The organism is Psychrobacter sp. 1Y4, from assembly GCF_051847555.1.
Window position 1 is genome coordinate 133,765 of the sequence record NZ_JBPYDE010000004.1, and the last position, 26,511, is coordinate 160,275.

Below are 26,511 nucleotides of genomic sequence, written 5' to 3' on the forward strand. Positions count from 1 at the left end.
ATTAAAACTTATCACCTTTTAAACTATTACATGATAAATGACCATACGCCTATGACCGAACAGCCGATTGCCTCTACAATGCAACTTTCAGACGATATTGACCTGATGACGACACCTACTGTTGTGACAGATCCTATATCAGTAAAAGCGAAGCACACAGATGACAAACAAGATACTTCATTACCCCATCCGATATTTAGAGCAGTTGATCAACGCTGTCTTATCGCCGCCAAGCAATTGAAACGTTATAGTGCTGCTGATATCCTGCCTACTGACACCCGTACTGCGCCCGATTTGGACATTGGTTTTGGGCAAAAGCGTGCGCTCAAAGCCTTGCACACTGCACTGGATATAAAAGCTAGTGGCTATCACGTCTTTGCCGCTGGCGAAAATGGGCTTGGTAAACGTACCATTATCAGCCGTTTCTTACAGCACATCGCTATGGATGCACCCACACCAGACGACTGGGTCTACGTGCACAATTTTACTGACCCTCGTACCCCTCTAGCGATACGGTTGCCTGCTGGACAAGCGGTATTATTACAACAGCAAATTAGCGACTTATGGACACAGGCAAAAAAACGTCTCAGTCAACGTTTTCGTAGTGACCAATATCAAAGTAAGATCGAGGCGATAAAAAACGACACGCACCAAAAGGAGAGTCTTGCTTACGACGCCCTAAATGCTGAAGGTAAACAATACGACTTGGCGTTGACGTTTCGCGCAGTTGATAATAAAGCGATGTTTGTGCATCCAAGCCAATTGCCTATAGAGGAAAATGATAAAACGACATCTACTACCTCTAAATCCACATCCACCGAGACGACTGAGCCAAGAAATACTGCCACACAAAGTGATTATGAGTCTGAGCTGCATGGCTTTACACAAAAAAATCACATGCAAAAGCGTCTTAGCCAGCTCACTATCGCTTTAGAAAAGCTAGAAGATGAAGCGAATGACGCAATAGAAGCGTTACATCGTAGTATTGCTCGCCGTGCGTTACAACCCTTATTTGCTCCCATACAGGAGCAGTTTGCTAACCTACCAGCTGTTATGAATTATCTTAATGCGATATTCGATGATATGGTGACCCATGTCGAACATATTGTTAATGGCGATGATGAAGAGTTTACTCCTGCTGTACTAGCGACTACCCCTAGCCGATACGCTGTCAATATCATGGTAAATCATGAGCCTGAAAGCGGCGTGCCAGTCATCTTTGAAGATCTGCCTACTCATCTTAATTTATTGGGACATGTCGAGCAAATTACCCAATTGGGCACAGTGACTACCGATGTCAGTATGATAAGAGCTGGCGCACTACACCGAGCAAATGGCGGTTACCTGCTGCTTGAGGCCAGTCACGTACTTGAGCACCCCTATGCTTGGCAAGGTCTAAAACGCGCTCTACAATCACGTAAAATCAAGTTGTCTAGTCTTGAGCAAATGCTGACTTTAACAGGCAGTTTATCACTAGCACCGATGCCAATCGATCTTGATGTTAAAGTGATTTTGCTTGGAGAAGCAGATTTATATTATGAACTACTGGAGCTAGAGCCAGAATTTGATGCTGTGTTCAAAGTTCGTGCTGACTTCCATGATGATGTGACACGTACAGCTGAGCATGAGCTAGCGTTGGTCGCCAAAATGGCGGATATTATCGATTATGCCAACCTATATCCTTTTGACAATAGCGCACAAACTACTCTTCTTGAGCATTTAAGCTTACAAGCTGAAGATCAAGACCGTCTTAGCCTGCACAGTGACCGCCTCATCAAGCTCTTACACGAGTCGAACCGTCATGCACGCCTCAATGAAAAGAGCATCGTCGATGCCAGTCATGTCGTCCAAGCCATCAGTGATATGGATGAGCGCTCAGGATACTTGCGTGATCTATACTGGGATGAGCTAAAAAACGGCCAACAGCTCATCAATACTCAAGGAGAGGCTGTCGGTCAAGTCAACGCCCTTACTGTTGTCAGCTATGCTGATAGTGAGTTTGGCATGCCAGCACGTCTTACTGCTTTGATTCAACCCAACATTGGTACTGGTGAGATTCTCGATATCGAGCGTGATGTCGATTTGGGCGGCAGTTTACATGCTAAAGGTATGTTGATTATGACCAGCTATTTGCGTGCGCTATTTAGCCAACATCATGCGCTAAATTTTAGTGCCTCCCTAGCCTTTGAACAAAGCTACGCTCATATTGATGGCGATAGCGCGACAGTCAGTGAAGCTTGTGCGCTCTTCTCAGCTTTAGCGAATGTACCTATCAACCAATCCTTTGCTATTACAGGCTCTATGAATCAGTTGGGTGAGGTGCAGGCCGTCGGCGGCATAAATGCCAAAATTGCAGGATTTTTTGATGCTTGTCGCGAGCAAGGTATGACAGGTCAACAAGGGGTAGTAATACCAATGGCCAATGTCAGCCAATTGATGTTGCGAGACGATATTATTGCTGCGGTCAAGGCAGGCAGCTTTTCTATTTATGGCGTGCATACGATTAGTGAAGCCTTGACACTGATGACAGGCTTGCCTATCGATACAATGAATAAAAAAGGTCGTTATCGTAAAGATACTTTATTTGGTAAAGTCTTGCGCCGATTGATGATATGGGACGATAATCAAGATACATGTGAGCCTATTGAAGAAAAAGAATCCAAAAAGAAAGCCAACAAGAAACGTAAATCTAAACGTCGTAAGAAAAAGGATAAACAAAAACAGCGTAAAAGCGAGAACGCTGATGACGGTCAATGATGACGCAAACCGAGTATCGTCCTCTTCGGCAATCATTTGCATTCATACTTTGTGTTAAAACTCTTTCGCTAAAATCATTCAGAAGATTGCTGGATGACAATCTTCAAAAGCCAAACTTAAACCTTCTAGACGCTTAAGCTATTTTCTGCGATGATAAACGTCTTTTATGCCAAGCAGGCTATGTTTTAACATGTTACTGTTTATGACAGACTCTATATAGGTTATCTCTCAATGACTGCGCAAAACGCTAACGCAACAGAACTCTCTACCTCTAACGCTCCTGATGAGCAGACAGTACAGCCTGTTTTATCAGCTACCGAAGAAACGGAGAATGTAGCGAACGATACAGCGGCTAGCCGTCATGGAGCGGCGACTACTGCGCGGCAATGGCAAGTGTTGTCACAGCTCCAGCGCAACCGCTGGGTGGGCACGACACATATTTATGAGCAGCTCAAGCTTGCTGGGTTCGATATCAGCTTACGTACAGTACAAAGAGATTTGAACGCTTTGGCCAAACGTTTTCCAATTGAAAAAAATAATGCCAACCCGCAAGGCTGGCGCTGGAAAGACGACGCTCCGCTGCAAAGCTTACCACATATGAATTTATCGCAAGCGGTTGCCTTTAATATGGTGGAAGCAAATCTTACTCAGCTACTTCCGCCAGCTATTTTAGATGAGCTATTCCCATGGTTTGATCTGGCACGGCGACAGCTTAAAAATAGCAAAGTCACGCACTCATGGATAGATCGCGTACGCATTGAAACAGCAACTCAGCCATTAATTGCGCCGCATATTGATTTGGACAGTAAAGACAATATTTATCATGCGCTGTTTTATCAACTACAGATTAAAGCCTGTTATACACGCAGTAACAAGTCAGAGGCCAGTGAGTATGTCTTAAATCCTATTGCTATCATTCAACGTGGCGTGATTATTTATTTGCTCGCCACTCGAACTGATGATCCAAAAGCCATTATCCGTACCTTTGCGCTGCATCGATTTGCTAGTGTTGAAATACTAGATAGCACTGCAGTAACACCAAATGATTTTCACTTAGACAGCTATCTGGACGCCGGTAGCATGGGCTTTACACATCCCCTATTGAGTCAGCTGCCTGATCGAGGTAAAAATACCCCTATTGAACTGCGCTTTACCAAAAGGGCTGGCAAAAGTCTAACAGAAAGTAAGCTGAGTGACGATCAAATCGTGGTGTTTAATGACGATGAAACTTTAACGATTCATGCGACCGTTAATCTGACCTCACAACTGGTTTGGTGGCTGCGCGGTTTTGGAAAAGGCTTATTAGAGGCCAAGCCGCCGCTTCTTTATCAAGTAGTCTTGGACAAAACATCAGACAATGAGTAACAAAATAATCAATAAAAGTTTGAGTAAAAAAAAGGAATACCATGTCATCTACCGCCTCATCACCCCTACTTTCAAAAAGCTTAAGCACGTTGGGCTTGACTGCCGATATGTTGTTTTTTTCGCTCAATTACGAATTTACTAAAACCGAATCCAAAGGTATAATGAAGCGCTTTAAAAAGAGTCAAAGCGCAATGGATATCGATATTGCTTGCATACTATACGACGAGAATTGTACGATCAGTGATATGGTCTGGTTTAAACAACTGCGCGATAAAGCTGAGTCTATCCGTCATCAAGGCGATAGTCTCAATGGCAAAGATCGTGGTGAGCAAGCGTTGTACAATGCGCCAATGGATCAAGAACAGATCCGTCTGTATCTAGATAAGGTTCCATCTCATATCAGTCATATAGGGTTGCTTGCAAGCTCATATCATGGCGAACCTTTTGGCAAGATAGAGGCCGGTGAGATCCATCTAAGCGACGACGAAGGCAACTACGCTTTTAAGGTCAATCTCAAGCAACTGCCACGTGATTGCAGTGCAGTTTGGGTCGCAGGTTTGCGCCGTGATATTGATGATTGGCACTTAACCTTACAAAATCTTCCACTCTCTGAAACTGACCTACAAAAAGCAGCTCAACAAGTTGCACATGAGCTTGCACGTGCTTTGCCCATCCCAGCACTGCATACCACCAATTAAAGCTCACAATGTTATCAAGAAAAACGCTATTCCAATGGCTCTCCGCAATTAGGACAAAAATTCTTTTTGCGCACTTCTTGTTCGCGGCGCTCAAGCTCTTGTTCACGTAGGACTTGCAACACAATATCTTGTGCTTGCTCTTTATCCAATCCAAGCTCACGGCGAATCTTATCAATCATCACTTGGTTTTGCACTAAGTCAAAATCACCATCTACTAGCTGTTCGCGAAAGTGTTGCTCAAGCTCATCTCGTCGCTGGGCAAGCTCATTGGCGAGACCTGTTGCCAAAATACCAGCTGGTAATGCTGCCAGACCCACACCTAAAATAGTAATGATTGCCCCTAATATCTTACCTGCATTGGTAATTGGCGTCACATCGCCATAACCGACAGTTGTAAGTGTGACAACAGCCCACCACATCGCTTTGGGTATCGATTCAAACTCTTCTGGCTGTGCATGGTTTTCTACTAAATAAATACCGCTAGATGCCGTTACAATCATAATTATCAAAATAAAAATGACGGCTTGGAATGAGCCTTTTTCTTTACTAATAACAACTAGTAAGATACGCATTGAGGCAAAATAACGTGTGAGCTTTAGGATTCTAAACAGACGTAGGATTCTAAGAAAACGCAGATCGAAGCTGACAAAGAAGTTTAAAAATGCAGGAACAATCGCTATCAAATCGATCAAAGCTGATGGACTTTTTATCCACTCCCAGCGTTGACGCCAAGTAGTATTATCTGGCTTGGCTTCAGCCACACTCCAAAAACGTAATAAATACTCAATAGAGAACACCACAATTGAGAAATTTTCAAACAACGTAAAGTATTCTTGATAAGGGTAATACCATTGATCAACAGACTCAGCAATCACTGCTGCAACGTTGGTCATGATCAAAAAAATTAAAAAATAATCAACATAACGACTAAATAAGGTATCGTGATCATCATTTTGCAAGACATCATATACAAAGTGACGCAGGCGCCGTATAGATTGGAATAGCATGCCGTCCCTATGCGGTAAAATACCGTGATTGAATGAATAAAAAGTAAAAAATATAATCGTTAATTTATTAAACGAGCGAACAGACATACGTATTTTACGTATAGAAGAATAAGGTCGCTTCTACAATAAACGAATCAATCATACAAAATTTGCATACGATATATATATCAAAGCCAGTAGTAACATAATAGTAATAGCCAAACTTATATGCAAAAACTGTAGTTCCATCCGAGAGCTACTACTCGAGCTTGCTGCAGGCACCAGTGATAACCCGCATTCAGAACAGCTGTTATCAGCTTGATTCAATATAATCAATGAATATGCGTTTGTACAACGCATAGGAGAATTACTACAATAGCCAGTCATAAATATATTGTCGCTCCTGTCACTTGTACTACTTTATAAAAATACTTTAATAGATCTTTTCGTTGTCTAAAATGTTCTTATCTATATTAGATAAGAATATAGAATAACGACTAAAATCAATATATATAGCCTATAACACTCTTTTATCTGTTACCACAGATAATTTGCATAAATCCTAAAGACTTATTCTACTTCTAACTTTTCACGTTATAAATAATATTTGGATACTATTGGTTAGATAATAGACGTTATTCACTATTAAAGACTTATTTACTACCATATATCAGGTATTTTGCTTATTACGCTTCACAGCCCTACTCTTAGTAAGGGATATGTATTATAATGAAACAAGTTAGTTACATTTTATAAAATAAGTGTGATTATTCCTTATAAGTAATTAATGTAATCCCTCATTGAATACTTACTTTCCATCATTTATTAGTTCAAGGAACCACCCGATGAAACTACAATCCCTAGTTTTAGCAACTGCTACTGCACTTACCATGACTACTGCTTTTGCTGTCCCTGCTGGTACTTGGACCGTTGCTGCTGGCGCCCATATGGTTGATCCAAAAAGCGATAACGGTACAGTATTAAATGATGCCTACTCTGTAGATGTAGACAGCGATATTCGTCCAACGGTCAGCGGCGAGTACTTTGTTGCAAACAATATCGGGGTTGAATTGCTAGCTGCTGTTCCGTTTCATCATGACATCACTTTAACTGATGCTAATGATAATGAAATTGAAGGTAAAACTCAGCATTTACCGCCTACTCTATCTGTACAGTATCACTTCGATGGCTATAACATGCCAATGAACGTAAAACCATTTGTTGGTGTTGGTGTTAACTACACGACTTTCTTTAAAGAAAGAATCTATCTTGGTAATGGCAACGATTTAGAGTTAGATGATAGCGTTGGTATCGCCGGTCATATTGGTCTTGATATTCCATTTGCAGAGACAGAGTCTTTCCGTATTGACGCTCGTTACATGGATATTAAAACAGATGCTAGCTTAAACGGCACTGACATTGGTGAAGTAGACATCAGTCCTTGGGTATATGGCGTAGCTTTCGTTAAACAGTTCTAAATTAGCGCAGCCATAAGATAAAGATACACCTTAAAAGCCAGCTTGATTGCTGGCTTTTTTGTGTCTGATGATTGGTGTAAAAATATCAATACCATAAAAAAGACCGCCCGTAGACGATCTTTTAAACATACTACTCATAACTACTCAATGAGCTTTTCTATAGCAAGATACGACGCGGGTCAGCCAATAAACTTGCAACATAACGAGTAAATACGGCCGCATCAGCACCATTAATCACGCGGTGATCATAAGATAATGATAATGGTAGCATCAAGCGCGGCTCAAAGGTCTGCTTATCCGCATTCCAGCGCGGCTGCATTGTTGCTTCAGAAGCACCCAATATACCTACTTGTGGCCAATTGACCAATGGCGTAAATGACGTTCCACCCAAAACACCTTGGCTCGAAATCGTAAAGCTAGCCCCTTGCAAGTCCTTGGTGCTAAGCTTTTTATCACGCGCTTTTACAGCCAGCTCGCCGATCTCAATCGCAATTTGCTTGATGCCTTTGTCTTGCGCATTTTTAATCACTGGCACAATCAGACCGTCGTCAGTCGCTACTGCAATACCCATATTGACGCTTTTACGCAAGATAATTTGCGTATTATCATCACTTAGATGACTGTTAAAACGCGGATGCTGAGTAAGCGCATAGGCAGTTGCTTTAACGATGAAGGCTAGAATAGTCAGACCAATACCTTCTTTTTTCATACCGCCTTTTAGCTCGCCACGTAGCTTTTCAGTCTCTGTAATATCTGATACATCAAACTGAGTAACCTGCGGCAGGTAGGTATTGTAATTAAGCTGCGGTATCGAGACCTTTTGTAGACGAGTAAGGTCTTGTATTTCAGTCTCGCCCCAAATTTCAGTATTACTCATGTCTGGCAGTGCAGGCAAACTTGCACGCGTACTACCATCACTAGCTGATGCGACCTGCTGTTTGTTGGTCATCAGCTTATTGACATGTGCGAACAGATCTTCTTTTAAGATACGATCATTTAGCGCAGTACCAGTTACGTTGGTAATGTCTACACCCAGTTCGCGAGCAAGCTTGCGAACAGCAGGTCCGGCATATACTTCTGCTGATTTTTCGTTAACTTCAGCTTCACTTAACTTGTTGCTTGCTGTATTTGTAGCAGCACTCGCTTTATCAGCATCTGCTTTAACCGGCGCTTGCTTAGGTTCACCTGACGTTTGCGAAGCTTGCTTATTTGGACGTGCCGTTTCAGAAGTCGTTGATGCGGCGGCTTTAGGCTCGTCACTACTATCACTCGTGCCACTACCAACGATGATAATAAAGTCTTGACCATTGGCGACCATGTCACCCGCTTGTACCAAGATTTTTTCAATCTTACCATCTTCTGGTGCTGGCACTTCGACCGAGGCTTTATCAGACTCAATTAGTAATATTGACTGATCAGCGGTAACCGTATCGCCCACACTAACCATAATTTCAGCTACTTGTGCTTCATCAACGCCTAAGTCTGGTAATTGATAGGTAGACGCCGATCCTGACGCTGTAGCTGCAGGCTTGTCATTACTTTCAGACTCACTTGATTCTTCAGCAGTAGGCTTAGCTTCTGGCTCTTTACTACCTTCATCGCTATCTTTACTTGCCTCACTGTCTTTATTTGAGTCAGATTTGTCTTGGCTGTTATTATCTGTTGCGTCTGCCGCATCACTTTCAAGCTCGATAAGTACCATACCTTCGCTAACTTGATCACCAACAGCAACACTAACCTTAATCACTTTACCAGCAGCAGAGCTCGGTACTTCTACCGAGGCCTTGTCTGATTCTAATAAAACGATATTATCGTCTTTTTCGATGATGTCGCCAACCTGTACCATAATTTCACTGACTTCGGCACTATCGACACCCAAATCGGGGGCTTTAATTTCCATCCTTTCTCTCCTTGTCTATAGGTATTATTCTTTGACGTCACCATCATTGAGTAAATTGGCATCGGCTTGATCTTCAGCACGGCCTTCATTACTGATTTCGTCATCGTCTTCACCGACAAACTCAGGTACAGGTTTCGGGTGGACATTATCAGATGCTGGAGCTGGTGCATCTGGGAAATGATCATAATAAGGCTGTTGCTGCCATGCTGGCGGCTGATCTACTTCAATACCAAAGCTTGAAATAGCATCTTTTACCAAACGCATCTCAACTTCGCCCTCATCTGCCAAGCATTTGAGTGTAGCTACTACAATATGGGCTGCATCAACGTGGAAGAAACTACGTAGTTGCTCACGCGTGTCTGAACGTCCAAAGCCATCTGTACCAAGCGTGGTGTAAGGACGGTTATCTGGTAACCATGCACGGATTTGCTCTGAATAATTACGCATATAATCAGTTGCAGCGACTACGATACCTTCGTGCGGCGCAAGCTGCTCTGTTACCCATGAGACTTTTTCTTCTTCCATAGGATGCAAACGGTTGTAATCATCACAAGCCATACCATCACGAGTCAACTCATTAAAGCTGGTCACGCTCCATACGTTAGATGTGATATTAAACTCATCTTTTAGTATTTTTGATGCTTTTTGGACTTCACGCAAGATCACACCAGAACCTAACAGCTGAACTTGAGTTGAACCATTGTCTTCAAGCAAGTACATACCACGTTTAATACCTTCCTCACTTCCTTCAGGCATCGCAGGTTGCTCATAGTTCTCATTCATTAAGGTCAAGTAGTAGTAAACACGCTCACCTTCGCCATACATTCGGCGCAGACCATCATGCATCACTACTGCCAGCTCATAACCAAAGCAAGGATCATAAGTCACGCAATTAGGTACCACATTAAATAGTAACTGCGAATGGCCATCTTGATGCTGCAAACCTTCACCGTTTAAGGTAGTACGACCAGCAGTTGCACCCAATAAGAAGCCTTGAGCCTGACAATCGCCTGCCGCCCAAGCCAAATCACCAATGCGTTGGAAACCAAACATTGAGTAGTAAATATACATCGGAATCATCGGCAGCGCATTGACAGAATAACTGGTTGCCAAAGCAATCCATGCACTCATCGCACCCGCTTCATTGATACCTTCTTCTAACATATGACCATCGATGGCTTCTTTATAGCCCATCAAGGCTTCACTATCTTCTGGCGTGTACTTTTGTCCAACGGCAGAATAAATACCCAATTGACGGAACATACCTTCTAAACCAAAGGTACGCGCTTCATCAGGTACAATTGGCACTACACGGTCTTGAATGTCTTTATTCTTTAACATTGCTGATAATAGACGTACAAATACCATGGTAGTCGATTGCTCTTTACCTTTACTGCCTTGTAGCACACGATCAAAAATCGATAACTCAGGAATATTAAGCGGGATATGACCACTACGGCGATTTGGCAAATGACCACCCAACGCTTCACGGCGACCTTTGAGATACTTCATCTCCGCTGAACCTTCTTCAGGGCGATAAAATGGCAGGGTCTCTAGTTGCTCATCGGTAAATGGCAAATCAAAACGATCACGGAAATACACCAACGCTTCTTGATCAAGCTTCTTAACTTGATGTGATTTATTGACCGCTTGGGTGGTGGATAAACCATAACCTTTAACTGTCTTAACCAATACAACGGTTGGCTGACCTTTGGTTTTCATGGCCTCACTAAATGCAGCATACACTTTCATAGGATCGTGACCACCACGGTTCAAACGTGAGAGATCCTCATCCGTTAATTCATCTGCCATTTCTTTTAATTCAGGATATTTATTAAAGAAATGTTCGCGAGTGAAGTCAGGCGTTCGGGCTTCATAAAGCTGATATTCGCCATCGACTGCTTCTTCCATACGATGTTTCAGCACACCAGTATCATCATTAGCAAGTAGACTATCCCAATTACCACCCCAGATAACCTTAATCACTCGCCAGCCAGCACCGCGGAATACAGACTCTAGCTCTTGGATGATTTTGCCGTTACCACGTACCGGACCATCAAGACGCTGTAAGTTACAGTTGACGACCCAAATCAGATTATCAAGCTTTTCACGGCCAGCAAGTGAGATGGCACCCAAGCTTTCTGGCTCATCGGTTTCACCATCGCCTAAGAATGCCCAAATCTTACGGCCTTCTTTTTCAAGCAATTTACGGTTTTCCATATAGCGATGCACATGCGCATGATAAATTGACATGATCGGACCCAGACCCATCGAGACGGTTGGGAACTGCCAGTAGTCCGGCATCAAATATGGATGTGGATAGCTAGATAGACCTTTGCCACCTACTTCGCGGCGAAAGTTATCAAGTTGCTCTTCAGTCAGACGACCTTCTAAATAAGAGCGGGCATAAATACCAGGTGCTGAGTGACCTTGATAGTAAATCATATCACCACCGAAGTGGTCACTAGCAGCGCGGAAGAAATGGTTAAAACCAGTCTCATAAAGCGTCGCACTAGACGCAAATGAGGCCAAGTGACCACCCAAATCGTCATCGTTTTTATTAGCGCGCATTACCATTGCCAAGGCATTGTAACGAATCAAGGCGCGAATCTTACGCTCAATACTTAAATCGCCGGGATACATTGGCTCGTCTTCAACCGCAATGGTGTTGATATAAGCAGTATCAAGGCGATTAAATGGTAGGCCTTCTTGTACGCCCATGTTATACAGCGCTTTTAACAAAAATTGGGCACGGTCTTTATCAGCGTGCTTGATGACGGACTCAAACGCATCCAACCATTCTTGCGTTTCGGTGCTATCAGCATCCTTATAATAATTCATCTTTGTTTGTCCTTTTATATCAGTCATTCCCACCTTATGGTAGGGGGTTATTAAATAATATGTGATGAGAGATGGGTTACTTTACGACGTCCTTGCTGCGCTCAAGCACTCCATTGTCCTATGCAAGTATATGAAAAATTTTTTTTGTAATTGAACAAACAATAAGCACAAATACAATATCAATCATATATTTACTTTGATTGTTAAAATCAGTTGTCAACCATACTCAAAATGTCTATAGGTATGATCATAAAATAATTATAGGCATCCATTATAAGCGCTTATTACTTAAATGTTTATGGCTGTAGAGAAATGACAACATAACAAGTATTTTGTAAATAAATAGCGATTAGTTTTTTTTAAAATGTTAGCAAAATATACGTTTCGTTCTTTGTATCTATATCTTAATGATACTTAGACATCCACTGTATTTATTCTATAGTTGACGGAATTTTCATCGTGTCAAGTCAACCAGCAATAATTTGGTGGGGTTATAGCCAACAATGCTGCCTTAGTATCGAACAAAGAGCAAGCGGCAAACGGTTGTAGCATTATTCAAAAAAGAAAATTGTAGTAGCTATATTTGATCTAACTAAATTTTTACTTTTTATCATTTTAATTAAAGAACTATGAACCCAATATTGATAATAAAAACTTAAATAAGGTTGATTTTTAACCGCTACCGCTTAACAAGTCCAAAACTCCATCCATCTGATTTCGGGCGCAATAGCAGTAATTTGCGTTTATATTCTTTATTAACTATATAAAGACACTTAACGAGTCTTATTAATATAAATATACATTTTACAACATGAAATGTACGTATACCTTTTGTCTGTAGAAAGGCAATAAAGTTATTCGTATTTTCAGAAAAGCTAGATTTACACCATATCAAGGCTTTTGTAATGCCGGTATCAACAAGTCGAGAAAGGAGTTAATTATGATTATAGCTGCCAAACGTTATCTAAGAATACTAATGACAACCACGATAGTATCTACAGCGTTCTTTCATACCGCTCAAGCAGCTGATGCATTAAAGATGGAACTACAAGCTACTAAAATTATAAAAAATGCTGATGGCAAAGCTCGTTATGTCGTTGCATCAAACGCTCAAAAGGGTGAGACCGTACAATACCGTGCCACCTATACCAATACTATCAGTCAGCCAATTAGTAATGTCGCTGTAACCCTGCCTATTCCTGCCAATATGACCTTTACTGGTGAAGCACAACCAAAAAGTGCGCAAGCGACTATCGACGGTAAAAACTATGCAGATATACCACTTATACGCAAAGTAGATGGCAAAGCCGTCAGGGTACCATTGACCGAATATAAAGCATTACGCTGGAATATTAAATGGCTTCCTGCCAACAAACTGGCAGACGTATCTCTCAATACTATTATCAATTAATAATTTTAACCACTTTTTGCAATACTTTTAGGAGATTCTTTATATGAAAACCACTATGTTCAAACGTTCAGTATTAACAGCTGGTATTGTAGCCGCTATGAGTATGACTGCTGCAAACGCTGCTGATGTAGTATATGACGAAGAGAATGCTTTTTCTGTGACGAACAAGGCAACGGCTACTTATACTGTCGCCAACAATACGACTGAGCAGAAAGCCGAGTCAAATGAAGTCGTCGTCAATGTGACTGAAACAGGCGCGTTTAGCTTAGTTGCCAAAAACGATGATGGCACCATTGGTGACAATATAAATGAAAATATTGAAGCGACCCCCAGCTCTGGCTCTTCTGTGGACTTTAGCCATACGCTCAGTAACGACGGTAATATCTCTGATACCTATACCATCTACCTATTTAAACCATCAGACAATTTGCCTGTTAGCGTTATCATTAAATACCAAATAAAAGAAGGTACCACCAATGTTGGTAACTCTGAGACCATTGCAATCGGTGGTAAGATAACGCTTAAACCAGGCCAAACTGCTGATATTACTATTACTGCCACATCAAATAGTGATCGGGTTATTGGTCATAATACCTCCTTTATGGTAATCGCGGCCAGTAAATATCTTACAGATAAAGGTCAGACGACAGCAGATAAAAGAGCGACCAATACCAATAACGCTATTACAATCACCCCTGTCTATGCCATTACTAAGTCTGCGACCACCAATCTTAACAATAAGATATTCGATACCAACAATGCCAACGCCTATGTTGACTATACGATTACTGTGAAAAACGAAGGTAATATCGATGGTACAGCAGTCAAAATTACTGACGCCTTACCTGCAGGTTTGGTGGCTATAAAGACTGGAGAAGACAACTATATAGCGCCTACCGTAGTCGCCTCTGGTACAAGTACAGCTAAAGATGCAAATATTTCAACCACTGGCAAAGAGATAACGGTTATTGGTCAAGATATCAAAATGAATGAGACCATTACCGTGACTTTCCGTGCAAAAAAAGATACGACTACGCCGGCTACTGGTACCAATATCACCAATTATGCACTCGTTGAAGATGATGTTGATGGCAATGGTTCTTTTGATCTTGTTGACAGCTCAGGTGATGATGCAGATACGTCAGTCTCTGAAAAAACCTACGAAGATACCACTGCTACTAATTACAAAGGTAAAGATAGCAACTCTAACGCTACTATTACTACCAGTAGCCAGACTCGTAATTTGACGGTTAAGAGCAATACTCTAGACAAAGAAGTTGCCCTCATCAGCCAAAACAATACTTATATCTATACCATCACTAATAAAGGGACAGATATCACCGAAGCTGCTAGTCCTGATAAAGTTTACTTTACAGTTGTCCCAACTGTTGATGATGCCAACATTACTATCAATGAAGCAGAAGTGTTTGTCGATGCCAATGATAATGGTAGCTATGATAGTGGCGAAACTGTTTTGACCAAAACGGATAAGGGATATGATCTTAATAAAGCAGCCAAGGCTGGCCTAGCGCCTGATGAGTTTGTAAAGATCGGTGTAACAGTAAATACAAATGGTTCAGGCAGTAACCTTGCAGGTGGCACAAATAATATCGATGACTCTGAAACCATGGCTATTACTGTATTGCCACAAGGCCCAGTTGCTGGCACCCCTGCCCCTGCTAACACCAGTGTGAGCTCGACTACTACTATGAAAGGCGTCAGTCTACTCAAGTATCAGGCAGTAGCCGCCTGTAAAGCAGATTTGACTACCCTTAGCTGGACAAGTGACCCTATCAGTGGTGGTGAAGCCAAGCCTGGCAACTGCGTTTATTATAAAATTACTGCAGAAAACACTTTTACCGATGCAACTAACGTGATTAGCGGTCTAATAGTAACAGACACGTTAGAGACACCTAAAATCGAGTATGAAAAAGACTTTAGTTCTGAGACATCAGGAAGTTCACTTGCAGCTACAGCAACTTATAGTAAGCCAAACTTAGTCGCTACATTCGATAACTTAGCTGCAAATGAAACAGGCACTATTTATTTCTCTGCCAAAATATCTCAGACAGGTACTAACCAACCTTAACTCAATTCTCATATATTGTATCTAAGACATATTATATTTAAGACTCAAAGCGCTACCTTAATCGCATATTAAGGTAGCGCCAACTTTAGTTTCCTGACTCCTATTTTTTAACGTCCGTTTTTCAACCACAATCTCCTACCTAGCTTTTATCGGTACTTATAACCTATCACTTTGTTATACATATACTCTTTTCAGAATATAAGCTCACATTTCAGGTTTGCGTAACCGATTTTGCGTAACGTGCCAATTTTCAGCAAACAAACTGCTGTAATTCTACTTAACTTTATATTTCTAAATTTAATTTAGCTTATTTAGTTAGGCTAACCGTCGTTAATGTCAACTTAAGTCAATATTTAGTTTATGGCATATATCTTGCACCTATATCTTGCATAAGTTATTTGAATTTGGCGACTTTTTTCCTTTAATAATTGCCAATCTACCGTCTACGACACAAACACTTTGATCATTCAGTATTACGATGTTTAAAGTGAATTTAGCCTCGAGAGAATAAGATGCAAGAAAGCAGCCATACTATTTATAGAACATACATCAGTGCTCGAATAGCGCTTGGTTTAACGACATCTACCATGCTGTTCATAGGGCTAAGCGCACACAGTCAGAACGTACAGGCCAATCCCTTTTTGCCGACAACGACTCCAAACTCCGCAGTAGGTAGCTGTCCTTCGAATCATAAGATGTATTACATTGGCGCAAACCCACCAGCGTATAGTCCGATTAATTCGCAAACCCTTAATTGGACGACGGGCAATCCTTCCAATACTTTTACCTTTGTAGAATCATCTGGTAATAAGACTTTTTTGATCAATTTTCCGCTGCTTTTAGATTTAAATAGTAACTATGGCGGCACGCCTCCGATTTATGGATCTCTTAACGGTGCTACCACCTCAGCAATTAATTTGATTCACAACTCCCCTGCTACCAGAATTAATCATACTTTAGATATTAGCGTTAATCGGTCAGTGAGTAAAATCGGTTATAAAATACAAGATTTGGATTCAACTGGCAGCTCTGGTCAAGTGCCCTATATCGAACAAGTCGATGTCTCTGCTAATAAAGGACAACTGACTGCTAATGCCAATTATCACACTATTAATACTGCCAATAATATCGTAAGAGCGCGTGAAGGACTGAACTGTGGTAGTGGAGAATGTACTATTGACGCTGCTTGGAATTATAACATTGCTGATGCTCTTCTCAATTTAAAGCATAGCAATACGTTCACGCAAAGAAATAGCCCTCATGCTATTGGCTATTCAGACTTCTACTTCTGCCTAGCGCCTCCCAAACTTATTGTCAAAAAACAGCTTGATGGCAATCGCGTTAATGACACTAATATCAATCGCGATCAGTTTTCGATCAGTGTCAACAATAGTGCCACATCACTAAAAACGTTTGAAACGACTGGTTCAGGACAAGTCGTTACTAATGATAATAGTGGCGTCGTAGATCTGGCAACCAATACTACTTATACCATTACTGAGCGGGTCACAAACAATCTAAATAACGGCGATATCGTCACTTATAACGCAGCTTATACATGTAGTAATGCAATGACTGGCAGCACAACTATCATGCCCACGACCGCGATGAACTACAACGCAGCGGCAAAAACGCGTTCATTTACCCTTGCTAATGCCGCTTATGGCGACGAGATTACTTGTACTATCACCAATAGTCCATCTGTTCCGTTGAGTTATACATTTGCAGGTATCGTTTTTAATGACAATGGTGGCATCATCGCTAACGCCAATACCAAGCAAGACATTTCGACTACTTTTACGAGTAATAGCAATTACTACAATGGTGTCTTTGACAACAATGAATCAGGTATTTTTGACAGTGGTTTACGAATCAGGCTGACTGACTGCAATGGCAACAATATCGTATCTACCTCACCAAATCCACAAACGGTTTCAAGTGCAGCAGCCAATACTGGTAGGTATAGTTTCAGTGTTAGTCCAAATGCGCTAGTGGGTAGATCAAAAGTGTGCTTAATCGAAACTGAGCCAAGCTCTTGGGAATATAGTGAAGATACGACTGTGAATACTAAAGAAGTTGCACTAGTCACCAATGTTTATAATTACAAAACCGAAAAGGACAGCTCAGGCAATATCACACGCAATCTTGATTTTGGTGAAGTAAAAGCAGACAACACCGCACTGGTACTTAAAAAATCACAATATGTGCACACTTGTGACAGCGCGCTCAGCTATCCCAATGTTGCCACTACCAATCAACCAACGACAGGATTTAGTACCAATTCTGCCAATGATGTCGAGCCAGGTAACTGTATCGCTTATAAATTGGAAGCGTATAACCGTGGTCACGTTGACTTAAATGAGGTTAGTATCAACGACTCTTTACAGCGCACTCCTGTTGAGTCAATCTTTAATCTACCCAAACCGCTAGGGAACCCTTCATCAGTATTTAAAAGTACCAATACGTCAGCGCCTATGGGCCAAAACGGCACCATCATATCTGATAGTTTTAATTTATTAAAAACGTCTGCATCCTCGACAGAGCCGACCAAAGCTACTTTATATTTCAACACCAAATATGGCGCCAAAAATACAACCCCATAAATAAGCTTTTATCGATTACTACTTTGGAAAACTAAAGCTATAGCTTGTTAAATATTCTCTTATATCCATTAAAGAACCGATAAACGTCGTTTATCGGTTCTTTAGTGTTTACTTATAAATTTTTTGTAAGAATAAAAATGTAGAAAAAGCCGCTAGCACTTATAGTAAACAATTGTTTTTACTTATATTTTTATAAGTTGGCAAGAATATTGCATGTAGATATTATCCAAACGAGGAACATGATATGAAATCATTTCAATTTTTACGCCATGCTCTTGTTGCCACTACGGTGTCTGCATGTCTAATCAATATATCTTATGCAGCGGATGCACTAAAGATGGAGTTACAGGCTAATAAAGTTGTCAAAACCGCTGATGGTAAGTTCAACTATATCGCAGCGTCAAATGCTCAGAAAGGTGAAACCGTTCAATACCGCGCCACTTATACCAATATCATCGATCAGCCTATTAGTGATGTCGCTGTAACCCTGCCTATCCCTGCCAGCATGACATTCACTGGTGATGCAAAACCAAACAGTGCACAAGCGACTATCGATGGCAAAAATTATGCTGATATGCCGCTTATGCGTAAAGTAGATGGCAAAGTCGTCAAGGTTCCATTATCTGAATACAAAGCCCTGCGCTGGAATATCAAATTACTTCCTGCAAATAAGTCAGCTGACGTATCACTTAATACCTCCGTTAAATAAACCCTTTGACCTTAGCTTTTCATTTTTTTACTCAGGAGAATCTCTGGATGGAATCCAGTATCTTTAAATACTCAGTATTAACAGTCGGTATTGCAGCAGCTTTTGGCATAACTAATGTCGCTAATGCCGCTGAATCCACAGCTGCATCGACCCCTACTATTAAAAACGTAGCAAGTGCAACGTATAAGATAGGCACTGTCGCGCAAACGGCCGTTCAGTCCAATCCAGTAACTGTCAACATCACACAAAGTGCAGCTTTTAGTTTAACGGCTAAAAACGATGATGGTAATAGCGCCGATGACTATAACCGTGACTTGCCCGTAACGCCTAAAGGTCGAGTGACTTTTAGCCATACGTTAACCAACACAGGTAACGTAGAGGACACTTTTAAGCTTAACTTGGCTCAAGGCGGTACTATTCCAGGTAGCCCGCAAGATGCCAGCTCATACGATTTGGACACGACTAATGTTACCTACACTATCTATAATGCAGATGACTCTTTAAAGAGCACAACCACTGTTACTGGCACTGTGTTTCAAGACACCAATATTACTCTTAAACCTAATGAACATGCTGACATTTCAATCGCAGCAAAAACAGCTGGAAACGTCGGTGGTGACTCACAGAATCTAACATTATCAGCAACCAGTGAATTCTTTACAGGTGCTGATACTACCAAAGCGACACTGACGAACATTGACAACAGTATTACTAAAGTAGCTGTGTTCAAAATCACCAGTAAGGTAAACAGTACCCTAAACTTGAATGATCCAAGCTCTAAGGTTACTTATACCGTAACGGTTCGTAATGACGATACTGCTCCTTACGCTGCCGCTGCCAACAACATTGTTGTCTTTGATGGCTTACCAGAAGGCTTACGTTTAGCAGATCAGCCAAATCTAAGTGTGAGTAATAATGCGACTATCGTACCGGGTAATGAAGGTAAAGGTACTAGTGATTCAAACGATAGTATCAGAGTTACTCTCCTGAATTTAGCGCCAGGTGAAACAGCCACTATCACGTTCGATGTGCAAAAAGATCAAGCCGAACCACTTGCTGACCCAAAAAACATCATTAATCATGCTTCTGTCACCCTCAATCTTGGTGAAAACCAGACCATCTACGACACGACAGATAGCACTGACACCAAGCAAAACACTGCCAACTTCTATCCAGCTGCTGATGATAGCGAAGTCACGAACGGTACTGTTAGCACAACTACTGGTAGTGACTCAGCGGCCCCCTTAGTCGCAAACCAGCGTGCTGTTAGCATAACAGCACCTACTACCAGAGGTATTCCAACTACTACTGACGACACCACACAAGTCACACATTCAGCTGTCATCAGAAATACAGGTAGAGAGACCGAAGGCGATCAACTCGGTGAGATTAAGTTTACCATCACTGAAGGTGCCAATGACCAAATCACTCAAATACCGAACACGGTAGAAGTGGTATACGACGCTGACGATAACCCAGCCACTGCTAATGTTACCTACACTGTCACAAAAGACGGTAACGGTGATTATGATCTCAGTACGGCCGTCCCTAAAAATGGCGGAGCAGCATGGACTGGTATGGCTCCGAACTCAAGTGTCACCATCAACTATAAAGTAGAGTCTACACAAGCCGTTATTGACTCAACCGAAAAAACCACAGTTACGTTAGTCGTTGGCGGGCAAGACGCTCCTTCTACAGGTGCGCGCTCTGTTGAAAACACGACTGTAGTCAAAGGTCTCAAACTGGTGAAACAACAAGCATTAAATGAGACTTGCGATGCTAATGCGTCGCTAGTCTTTACGCAGGCTGATGTCGGTGCTAAGCCTGGCGACTGTATCGTTTATAAGATCACAGCGTTTAATAACTTTGCAGCGTCGGATGCACGATTTAACTTCACCGATCTGATCATAACGGATACTACTGCTCGCTTTAATAACAAGGCTCAAGTACTGACCTCTAGCACTACTCCTGCTTTTGCAGTCAAACTTGCTGAAGTAGACGATGCAAATGACTCACCTGCAAACAACACTTATGGTGCAGCGGCAGGCTCTACTGCTATTAGCGGTACGGTACCAAGCTTAGACCCACAGAAGTATGCAGCACTTATATTTTCAGTAAAAATTAATCCTGACGGCGCTGCTCCTGGCTCAATTTAACATTGTGTAAATTATTTATTTTTATATACCGTTATCTGTAATTAGATTATAGATAACGCAAAAATTGTCTTTGCTTAGATTACTCTACAAGTAAGCAAAGACAATCCCTATGTTTTTGGATTTGATTGGATAATCACGTAATATGACACTTCACTGTATCACTCAGTCTACTCGTCTATCGGCTAAAGCAGCCAAATTATCTGCATTAACTGCGGCTATACTGATTATGCAATCAAATTCCGCTATGGCAGCTACGTCTGATGTACTTAGCATCATTGATAATATTGCCAATGCTCAATATTATGTCAATAACGATAAAGACGTATTACTGACCAGCACCTCAAACCAAGTAAAAGTCCAAGCATCAGCGTTAGAGAAGTATGACCTTCGCCTAAGCCAATCACCATTACAGACTGTAGCGTCTGGTAGTGAAGTGATATGGAAAAACGTGCTGACTAATAACAGTTATAGTGATGAAACTATCGCGCTAAGCTATGATATCCCAAGCAGTCTATCCAACTTTAAAGTCTATCAAGATATCAATAAAGACGGTCTGATTGATTCAGATGATTTATTAATTACTAATGTTAATTCAATCAAAATCGGACAAGGTGAGAGTATCCAGCTCATCGTACAAGCCCTTACTGACAGAAACGCGCAAGATGGCGATACTGCTGACATTAAGATCGGCGCAGTCGTCGTTGAAGATGAGTCAGTAAAGGCAGCAGTGTCCGACAGCCTCGTCATTGTCGAGCCTAGTATTAACTTTATGTCTTGGAACTTTACTGGTGGTAAAAGAAACTCGCAAATTGGTAGCGATATTTATGTTGAGGCCGGTTACGCACAGTGTAATGTACAGCCTGATAAGCCAGATCAAACCTGGGTGACTATTACTTCACCGAAAACGGGAGACACCTACTCTCTTAAAGCTGTCGAAACGGGTGACAATACGGGTAAGTACCGTTTGTCAGCACCAACACAAAATAATGCCAATGCACTCAATGACAATATCATCCAAACATTAAAGGGCGATACGCTACAAGCCAAATTGGTTGCTTGTATTGACAAAAAAGTTGGGTTAGATGAGCAACCTAATGCGTCTCATTTTAGCTATATTGATGAGCAAATCAGCAGTGATATCGCCATCATCAATGAGTCTCCTAACTTACAGGTGACTAAAGAAGGTGATGTCAAATCTGCCGAGCTTGGTGATTATGTTAACTATAGTATTACCGTAAAAAACGATGGTGCAGCGACTGCTTATGACGTCCAATTAAAAGATGCGCTACCACGTGGTTTCGATTATGTGACCGGCAGTCTACGCGTTGATAACAGCCAAATCACTGAGTTTAAAACTGAGGGAAAATATCAAGTTTTAGGTTTGGGCGATATGGCCATTGGTGAGAGCAGAAGCATCAACTATCGCGTGTTGATTGGCTCATCGGCATTAGGTGGTGACGGTATTAATAGAGCTATCGCTCAAGGTCGTAATGAAAACGACCAAGTATTAGTCTCTAGAGAAGCACAATGGAAAATTGATGTAAGCCGCGGCGTCATGAATACCGATGGTATTATCGTTGGTAAAATTTATCATGACATCAACCGCGACGGTATCCAGCAAAAAGACAATGGTGAGCTTGGTGTCGCTGGTGTCCGCATCTATATGGAAGACGGCAACTATATCGTTACAGATCCTGAAGGTAAATATAACTTCTACGGTATCAGCGCCAAGACCCACGTACTAAAAGTCGATCGCACGACTCTACCGGTGGGTACCGAGCTCATTACTCAAAGCAACCGTAACGCAGGCGATGCGGGCAGCCGTTTTGTCGACCTAAAATATGGCGAGATGCATCGTGCGGATTTTGCGCTAGTGGGCGGCATGGGCGATAGTACTGAGCGCCTAAACCAAGAGCTTATGACGCGTAGTAAAAGCATTAGTGCCAAAAATGACGCTCTTGAGCAAGCCGTCAAGAGCGAGTTAGCTTTGGAGCCTGATTACGACCTTAATAATGACGACAATGTCGATGCCAGTGGCTGTAAGTCTAATGATGAATTAGATCGTGGTATTCAGTGTGATTCAGCGATCGTTGCCGATATGGCTAACCCTACTGACGAACGTATTAACCTAACAGTCAATACTGTCGTACCGCCCAAACAAACAGAGCTTGAAAAATATCTTAAAAAAGTAGCCAACAACGATGTAGCATTTATTAACTTAAGTGCAGGTCAACAGATAAACTCGTACAAGCAATTGGTTCAAGTTCAAGCGCCACTAGGCTCAAACTTTACTCTATATGCGAATGGTAAAGCGGTACCAGAAGAGAAAATCGGAAAGACAGCCGAACAAGCAAACCAAAATGTCACAGCTTTTGATTATTATGCCGTTGATTTTAAGCGTGGTAGCAATACTCTACGCGGCGTCGCAACTGACGTCACAGGTAAGGTTATCTCAGAGCAAACTATCGAAGTCATCGCGCCCGATAGCTTGCAGGCGATTAATTATCGTACTCAAGAGCGTTTGATCGAAGCTGATGGTGTGAGCGAATACCAAGTCGTCATTAGCCTAAAAGATCGTAACAATCTTCCTTATATCTCATCGACACCTATTACTATTGATACCAATATTGGCCGTATCAATCTAAAAGACAACAACAAAGATCAAGCTGGCACCCAGTTTAGCGTAGACGGTGGCGAGCTACTGATTCCAGTAATTGCGCCAAATGCTCCTGGTAAAGGTGAGCTAATTATTGATACTGGTAGCAGCAAGCAAGTGATTCCGCTGCAGTTTACCGCAAAACTACGTCCGCTTATCGCGGTAGGTATTGTAGAAGGCGCTATATCACTAAAAGACTTTGATAGCGGCAGTATCACTGATGCTCAAGGCGCATTTGAACAAGAGCTGCATGAATTTGCAGGCAGTGACGACTATGCAGCATCTGTTCGCGCGGCAATGTTTTTAAAAGGGAAAGTACGTGGTGATTATCTGTTGACCCTAGCTTATGACAGCGACAAAAAAGGTGAGCGTCTATTTCGTGATATCGATCCAGGTGAATACTACCCAGTATATGGCGATTCATCCGCCAAAGGTTTCGACGCTCAATCTACGAGCAAGCTATATATCCGCTTAGATAAAGGCCGCTCATTTGCTATGTACGGCGACCTAAAAACTCAGATCGACAATGACGAAGGTATCAAGCTTGGTCAATACAACCGTACCTTAACGGGTGTTAAAGCCCAATATGAGGATGCAGATACTCGTGTTACGACTTTCATTGCTGAAACCAGCTCATCACAACGTGTAAATGAAACTCGTGGTCTCGGTATTTCAGGCCCCTATCTACTCGCTGGCGACTTTGACGCGGTACTCGAAAATTCTGAAACCATCGAAGTCATCACCCGCGATGCAAACAATCCTGGCTTGATCGTGCGCCGTGAGACATTAACGCGCTTTGCTGACTATGAGATCGATCCTATTAGTCGCAGCCTATATCTCAAAGCTCCTATTGCTAGCCAAGATATTGATGGCAATCCTATCTACCTGCGCGTCACTGTTGAAGTAGACGAAGGCGGCGAAAACTACTGGGTCGGCGGCGTAGCAGCCAAACAGCAGCTAACTGGCAAAATCTCTGTCGGTGGTAGCTATATCAATAGTGATGATCCACTAAACAAAGAAGAGCTTGCCAGCATTAACAGTGTCATCAAATTTAACAACAATTTGAATCTGGTCGCAGAGTATGCCAAGAACAAAGCTGAAAATCCTAATTATGAACCTAGCAATCAGATCAATGCAGAGTTATTAGAAGGCGACAATACTGATGGCGATGCCCTACGTATCGAGCTAAATTACGACGACAAAAACCGCACGCGCGCTAAAGCTTATTATAATAAAGCTGATGAAGGCTTCGTTACAGGTGCCTCTCCTCTAACCGCTGGACGTACTGAATCTGGGATAGAAGCCAATCATAAATTTAAAAACAAAACAACTGTACTAACGTTTGAAGGTATACGTACCGAAGACCATACTACCAATGCCAGTCGCGAAGGCGTACAGGCGAGTATTGAGCAGCGCTTAAGCCAAAACATCGTTGGTGAAATTGGACTACGTTATTATAAACAAGAAGCGACTGCTGCCTCACGTAATACGCAAGCAGCGACCGACGTCGTAGACACTGATATCGTCGATCAAAATGAGAATCCAATATTTAATGACAGTTTGATTAACCAGTCAGCACTCAACGGCGTGAATACTTTAGAAAAAGATATAGAAGGCATGACAGCCCGCGCCCGTATCACTGCTCGCCTACCTAAGCTCAATAAAGCCTTGGTATTTGCTGAATATGAGCAAGATGTTGAGCACAGTGCACGTAACGCAACGTCTATCGGCGGTGAAACTCCACTAGGTAATCTAGGTCGTCTTTATGCGCGTCATGACCTAATCAATAGCTTATCAGGTAGCTACGGTCTTGATGATACCGATGAGCGTCAACGTACTGTTGTAGGTTTTGATGCGACCTATATGAAAGACGGTAAAGTCTATAGTGAATACCGTGCCCGCGATGCCATTAGCGCACGTGAAGCCGAAGCGGCTATTGGTTTGAAAAACAAATGGTATGTCCAAGAAGGTCTAACCCTAAATACTTTATTTGAGCGGGTTGAATCGCTTGAAGGCGAAGAGGACAGCACGGCAACCGCTGCTGGCTTTGGTGTTGAATACTTGGCTCAAGAAAACTACAAAGCATCAGGTCGCTTAGAGAAACGTTGGGGCAATTCTAGTGATACATTATTAGGTAGTGCCGGTATCGCCTATCGCTATACTGATGACATTACCCTACTGGCAAAAGACATCTACTCACGAGTAGACTATGATGATGGTCATCGTACTATCAACCGCTTCCAGCTGGGTGCAGCGTATCGTGATTATGATAGCAACCAGTTAGATATGCTCGCAAAGCTTGAGTATCGCTTAGACGATAACAGTACTGGAACAGATCCATATCAAAAAGACTCACTGATATGGTCATGGAGTGGCAACTACCATCCAACCCGTCCATTAACATTATCTGGACATTATGCGGGTAAATATAACCAATACGAAGCTGATAATTTAGAAAGCGAAAACACAGCTCATGCTGCTTATGTACGTGGTCTATACGATATTAGTGAGCGTTGGGATATTGGCTTACAAGCAGGCACCTACTGGAACAATCAAGCCAATGATTTAGCTTATATGCTTGGTGCGGAGGTTGGTTATAGTCCAATGACCAACTTATGGTTATCACTTGGTTATAACTTTATGGGCTTTGAAGACGAAGATATCGCCTATGATGACAGCACCCAAGAAGGCGCTTACTTTAGGCTACGCTTTAAGTTTGATGAAGACTTATTTGAACGTACCGACCCACGTAAAAACAAACATATAAGCGCTAAGCCTAAGACCTAAAAAAACCTATTGTTGAGAGCATGTTTGTTGATAAAATAGCTTCATATATAACGATATTTTGTAAAAATTATAAGT

General features: G+C 41.9%; 13 protein-coding genes. 10 read left to right on the forward strand and 3 right to left on the reverse strand.

Features of this window, described 5'->3' with window-relative positions:
* The first annotated feature begins 51 nt into the window (after window positions 1-51).
* The 3 genes from ACS8FC_RS04660 to ACS8FC_RS04670 all read left to right on the forward strand — a co-directional run bounded on the left by ACS8FC_RS04660 (window position 52) and on the right by ACS8FC_RS04670 (window position 4,820).
* On the forward strand, window positions 52-2,757 hold the full coding sequence (locus tag ACS8FC_RS04660) for an AAA family ATPase (protein WP_439296000.1): 2,706 nt from the start codon (window positions 52-54) through the stop codon (window positions 2,755-2,757).
* A gap of 231 nt (window positions 2,758-2,988) precedes the next feature.
* Complete coding sequence (locus tag ACS8FC_RS04665; RefSeq protein ID WP_439260731.1) at window positions 2,989-4,122, forward strand: helix-turn-helix transcriptional regulator; 1,134 nt, start codon at window positions 2,989-2,991, stop codon at window positions 4,120-4,122.
* Between the two features lie 41 nt (window positions 4,123-4,163).
* A complete protein-coding gene (locus tag ACS8FC_RS04670; RefSeq protein WP_439260730.1) occupies window positions 4,164-4,820 on the forward strand; it encodes a TerD family protein in 657 nt (218 codons plus the stop codon).
* A 26-nt stretch (window positions 4,821-4,846) separates the two neighbouring features.
* Here ACS8FC_RS04670 and ACS8FC_RS04675 read toward each other — a convergent pair whose 3' ends face one another.
* Window positions 4,847-5,827: an ion transporter gene (locus ACS8FC_RS04675; RefSeq protein ID WP_299216111.1), complete on the reverse strand. Its 981-nt coding sequence runs from the start codon at window positions 5,825-5,827 to the stop codon at window positions 4,847-4,849.
* Between the two features lie 824 nt (window positions 5,828-6,651).
* On the opposite strand from ACS8FC_RS04675, the gene ACS8FC_RS04680 reads away from it, so the two are divergent.
* Window positions 6,652-7,284, forward strand: a complete 633-nt coding sequence (locus tag ACS8FC_RS04680) for an OmpW/AlkL family protein (RefSeq protein WP_439260729.1) — start codon at window positions 6,652-6,654, stop codon at window positions 7,282-7,284.
* Window positions 7,285-7,441: 157 nt separating this feature from the next.
* Here the strand turns inward: ACS8FC_RS04680 and ACS8FC_RS04685 are convergent, their stop codons facing one another.
* Together ACS8FC_RS04685 and aceE are read right to left on the reverse strand one after the other, a co-directional pair.
* Window positions 7,442-9,184: a 2-oxo acid dehydrogenase subunit E2 gene (locus ACS8FC_RS04685; protein WP_439296001.1), complete on the reverse strand. Its 1,743-nt coding sequence runs from the start codon at window positions 9,182-9,184 to the stop codon at window positions 7,442-7,444.
* 24 nt (window positions 9,185-9,208) lie between these two features.
* Entirely contained in the window at window positions 9,209-12,025 is a 2,817-nt protein-coding gene (gene aceE / locus ACS8FC_RS04690; protein WP_299216120.1) for a pyruvate dehydrogenase (acetyl-transferring), homodimeric type, read from the reverse strand.
* 940 nt (window positions 12,026-12,965) lie between these two features.
* Between aceE and ACS8FC_RS04695 the strand changes: the two genes are divergently transcribed.
* From ACS8FC_RS04695 to ACS8FC_RS04720, 6 genes are all read left to right on the forward strand, one after another.
* On the forward strand, window positions 12,966-13,436 hold the full coding sequence (locus ACS8FC_RS04695; protein WP_439296002.1) for a hypothetical protein: 471 nt from the start codon (window positions 12,966-12,968) through the stop codon (window positions 13,434-13,436).
* Between the two features lie 43 nt (window positions 13,437-13,479).
* A complete protein-coding gene (locus tag ACS8FC_RS04700) occupies window positions 13,480-15,525 on the forward strand; it encodes a hypothetical protein (RefSeq protein WP_439296003.1) in 2,046 nt (681 codons plus the stop codon).
* A gap of 512 nt (window positions 15,526-16,037) precedes the next feature.
* Window positions 16,038-18,128, forward strand: a complete 2,091-nt coding sequence (locus tag ACS8FC_RS04705; protein ID WP_439296004.1) for a hypothetical protein — start codon at window positions 16,038-16,040, stop codon at window positions 18,126-18,128.
* A gap of 244 nt (window positions 18,129-18,372) precedes the next feature.
* Complete coding sequence (locus ACS8FC_RS04710; protein WP_299216135.1) at window positions 18,373-18,837, forward strand: hypothetical protein; 465 nt, start codon at window positions 18,373-18,375, stop codon at window positions 18,835-18,837.
* Between the two features lie 47 nt (window positions 18,838-18,884).
* The gene (locus ACS8FC_RS04715; RefSeq protein ID WP_439260724.1) at window positions 18,885-20,993 is read left to right on the forward strand and encodes a hypothetical protein; all 2,109 of its coding nucleotides are present in this window, start codon (window positions 18,885-18,887) and stop codon (window positions 20,991-20,993) included.
* 142 nt (window positions 20,994-21,135) lie between these two features.
* Window positions 21,136-26,436 (forward strand): hypothetical protein, encoded by a 5,301-nt coding sequence (locus ACS8FC_RS04720; protein ID WP_439296005.1) that lies wholly within the window; start codon window positions 21,136-21,138, stop codon window positions 26,434-26,436.
* Window positions 26,437-26,511 lie beyond the last annotated feature (75 nt).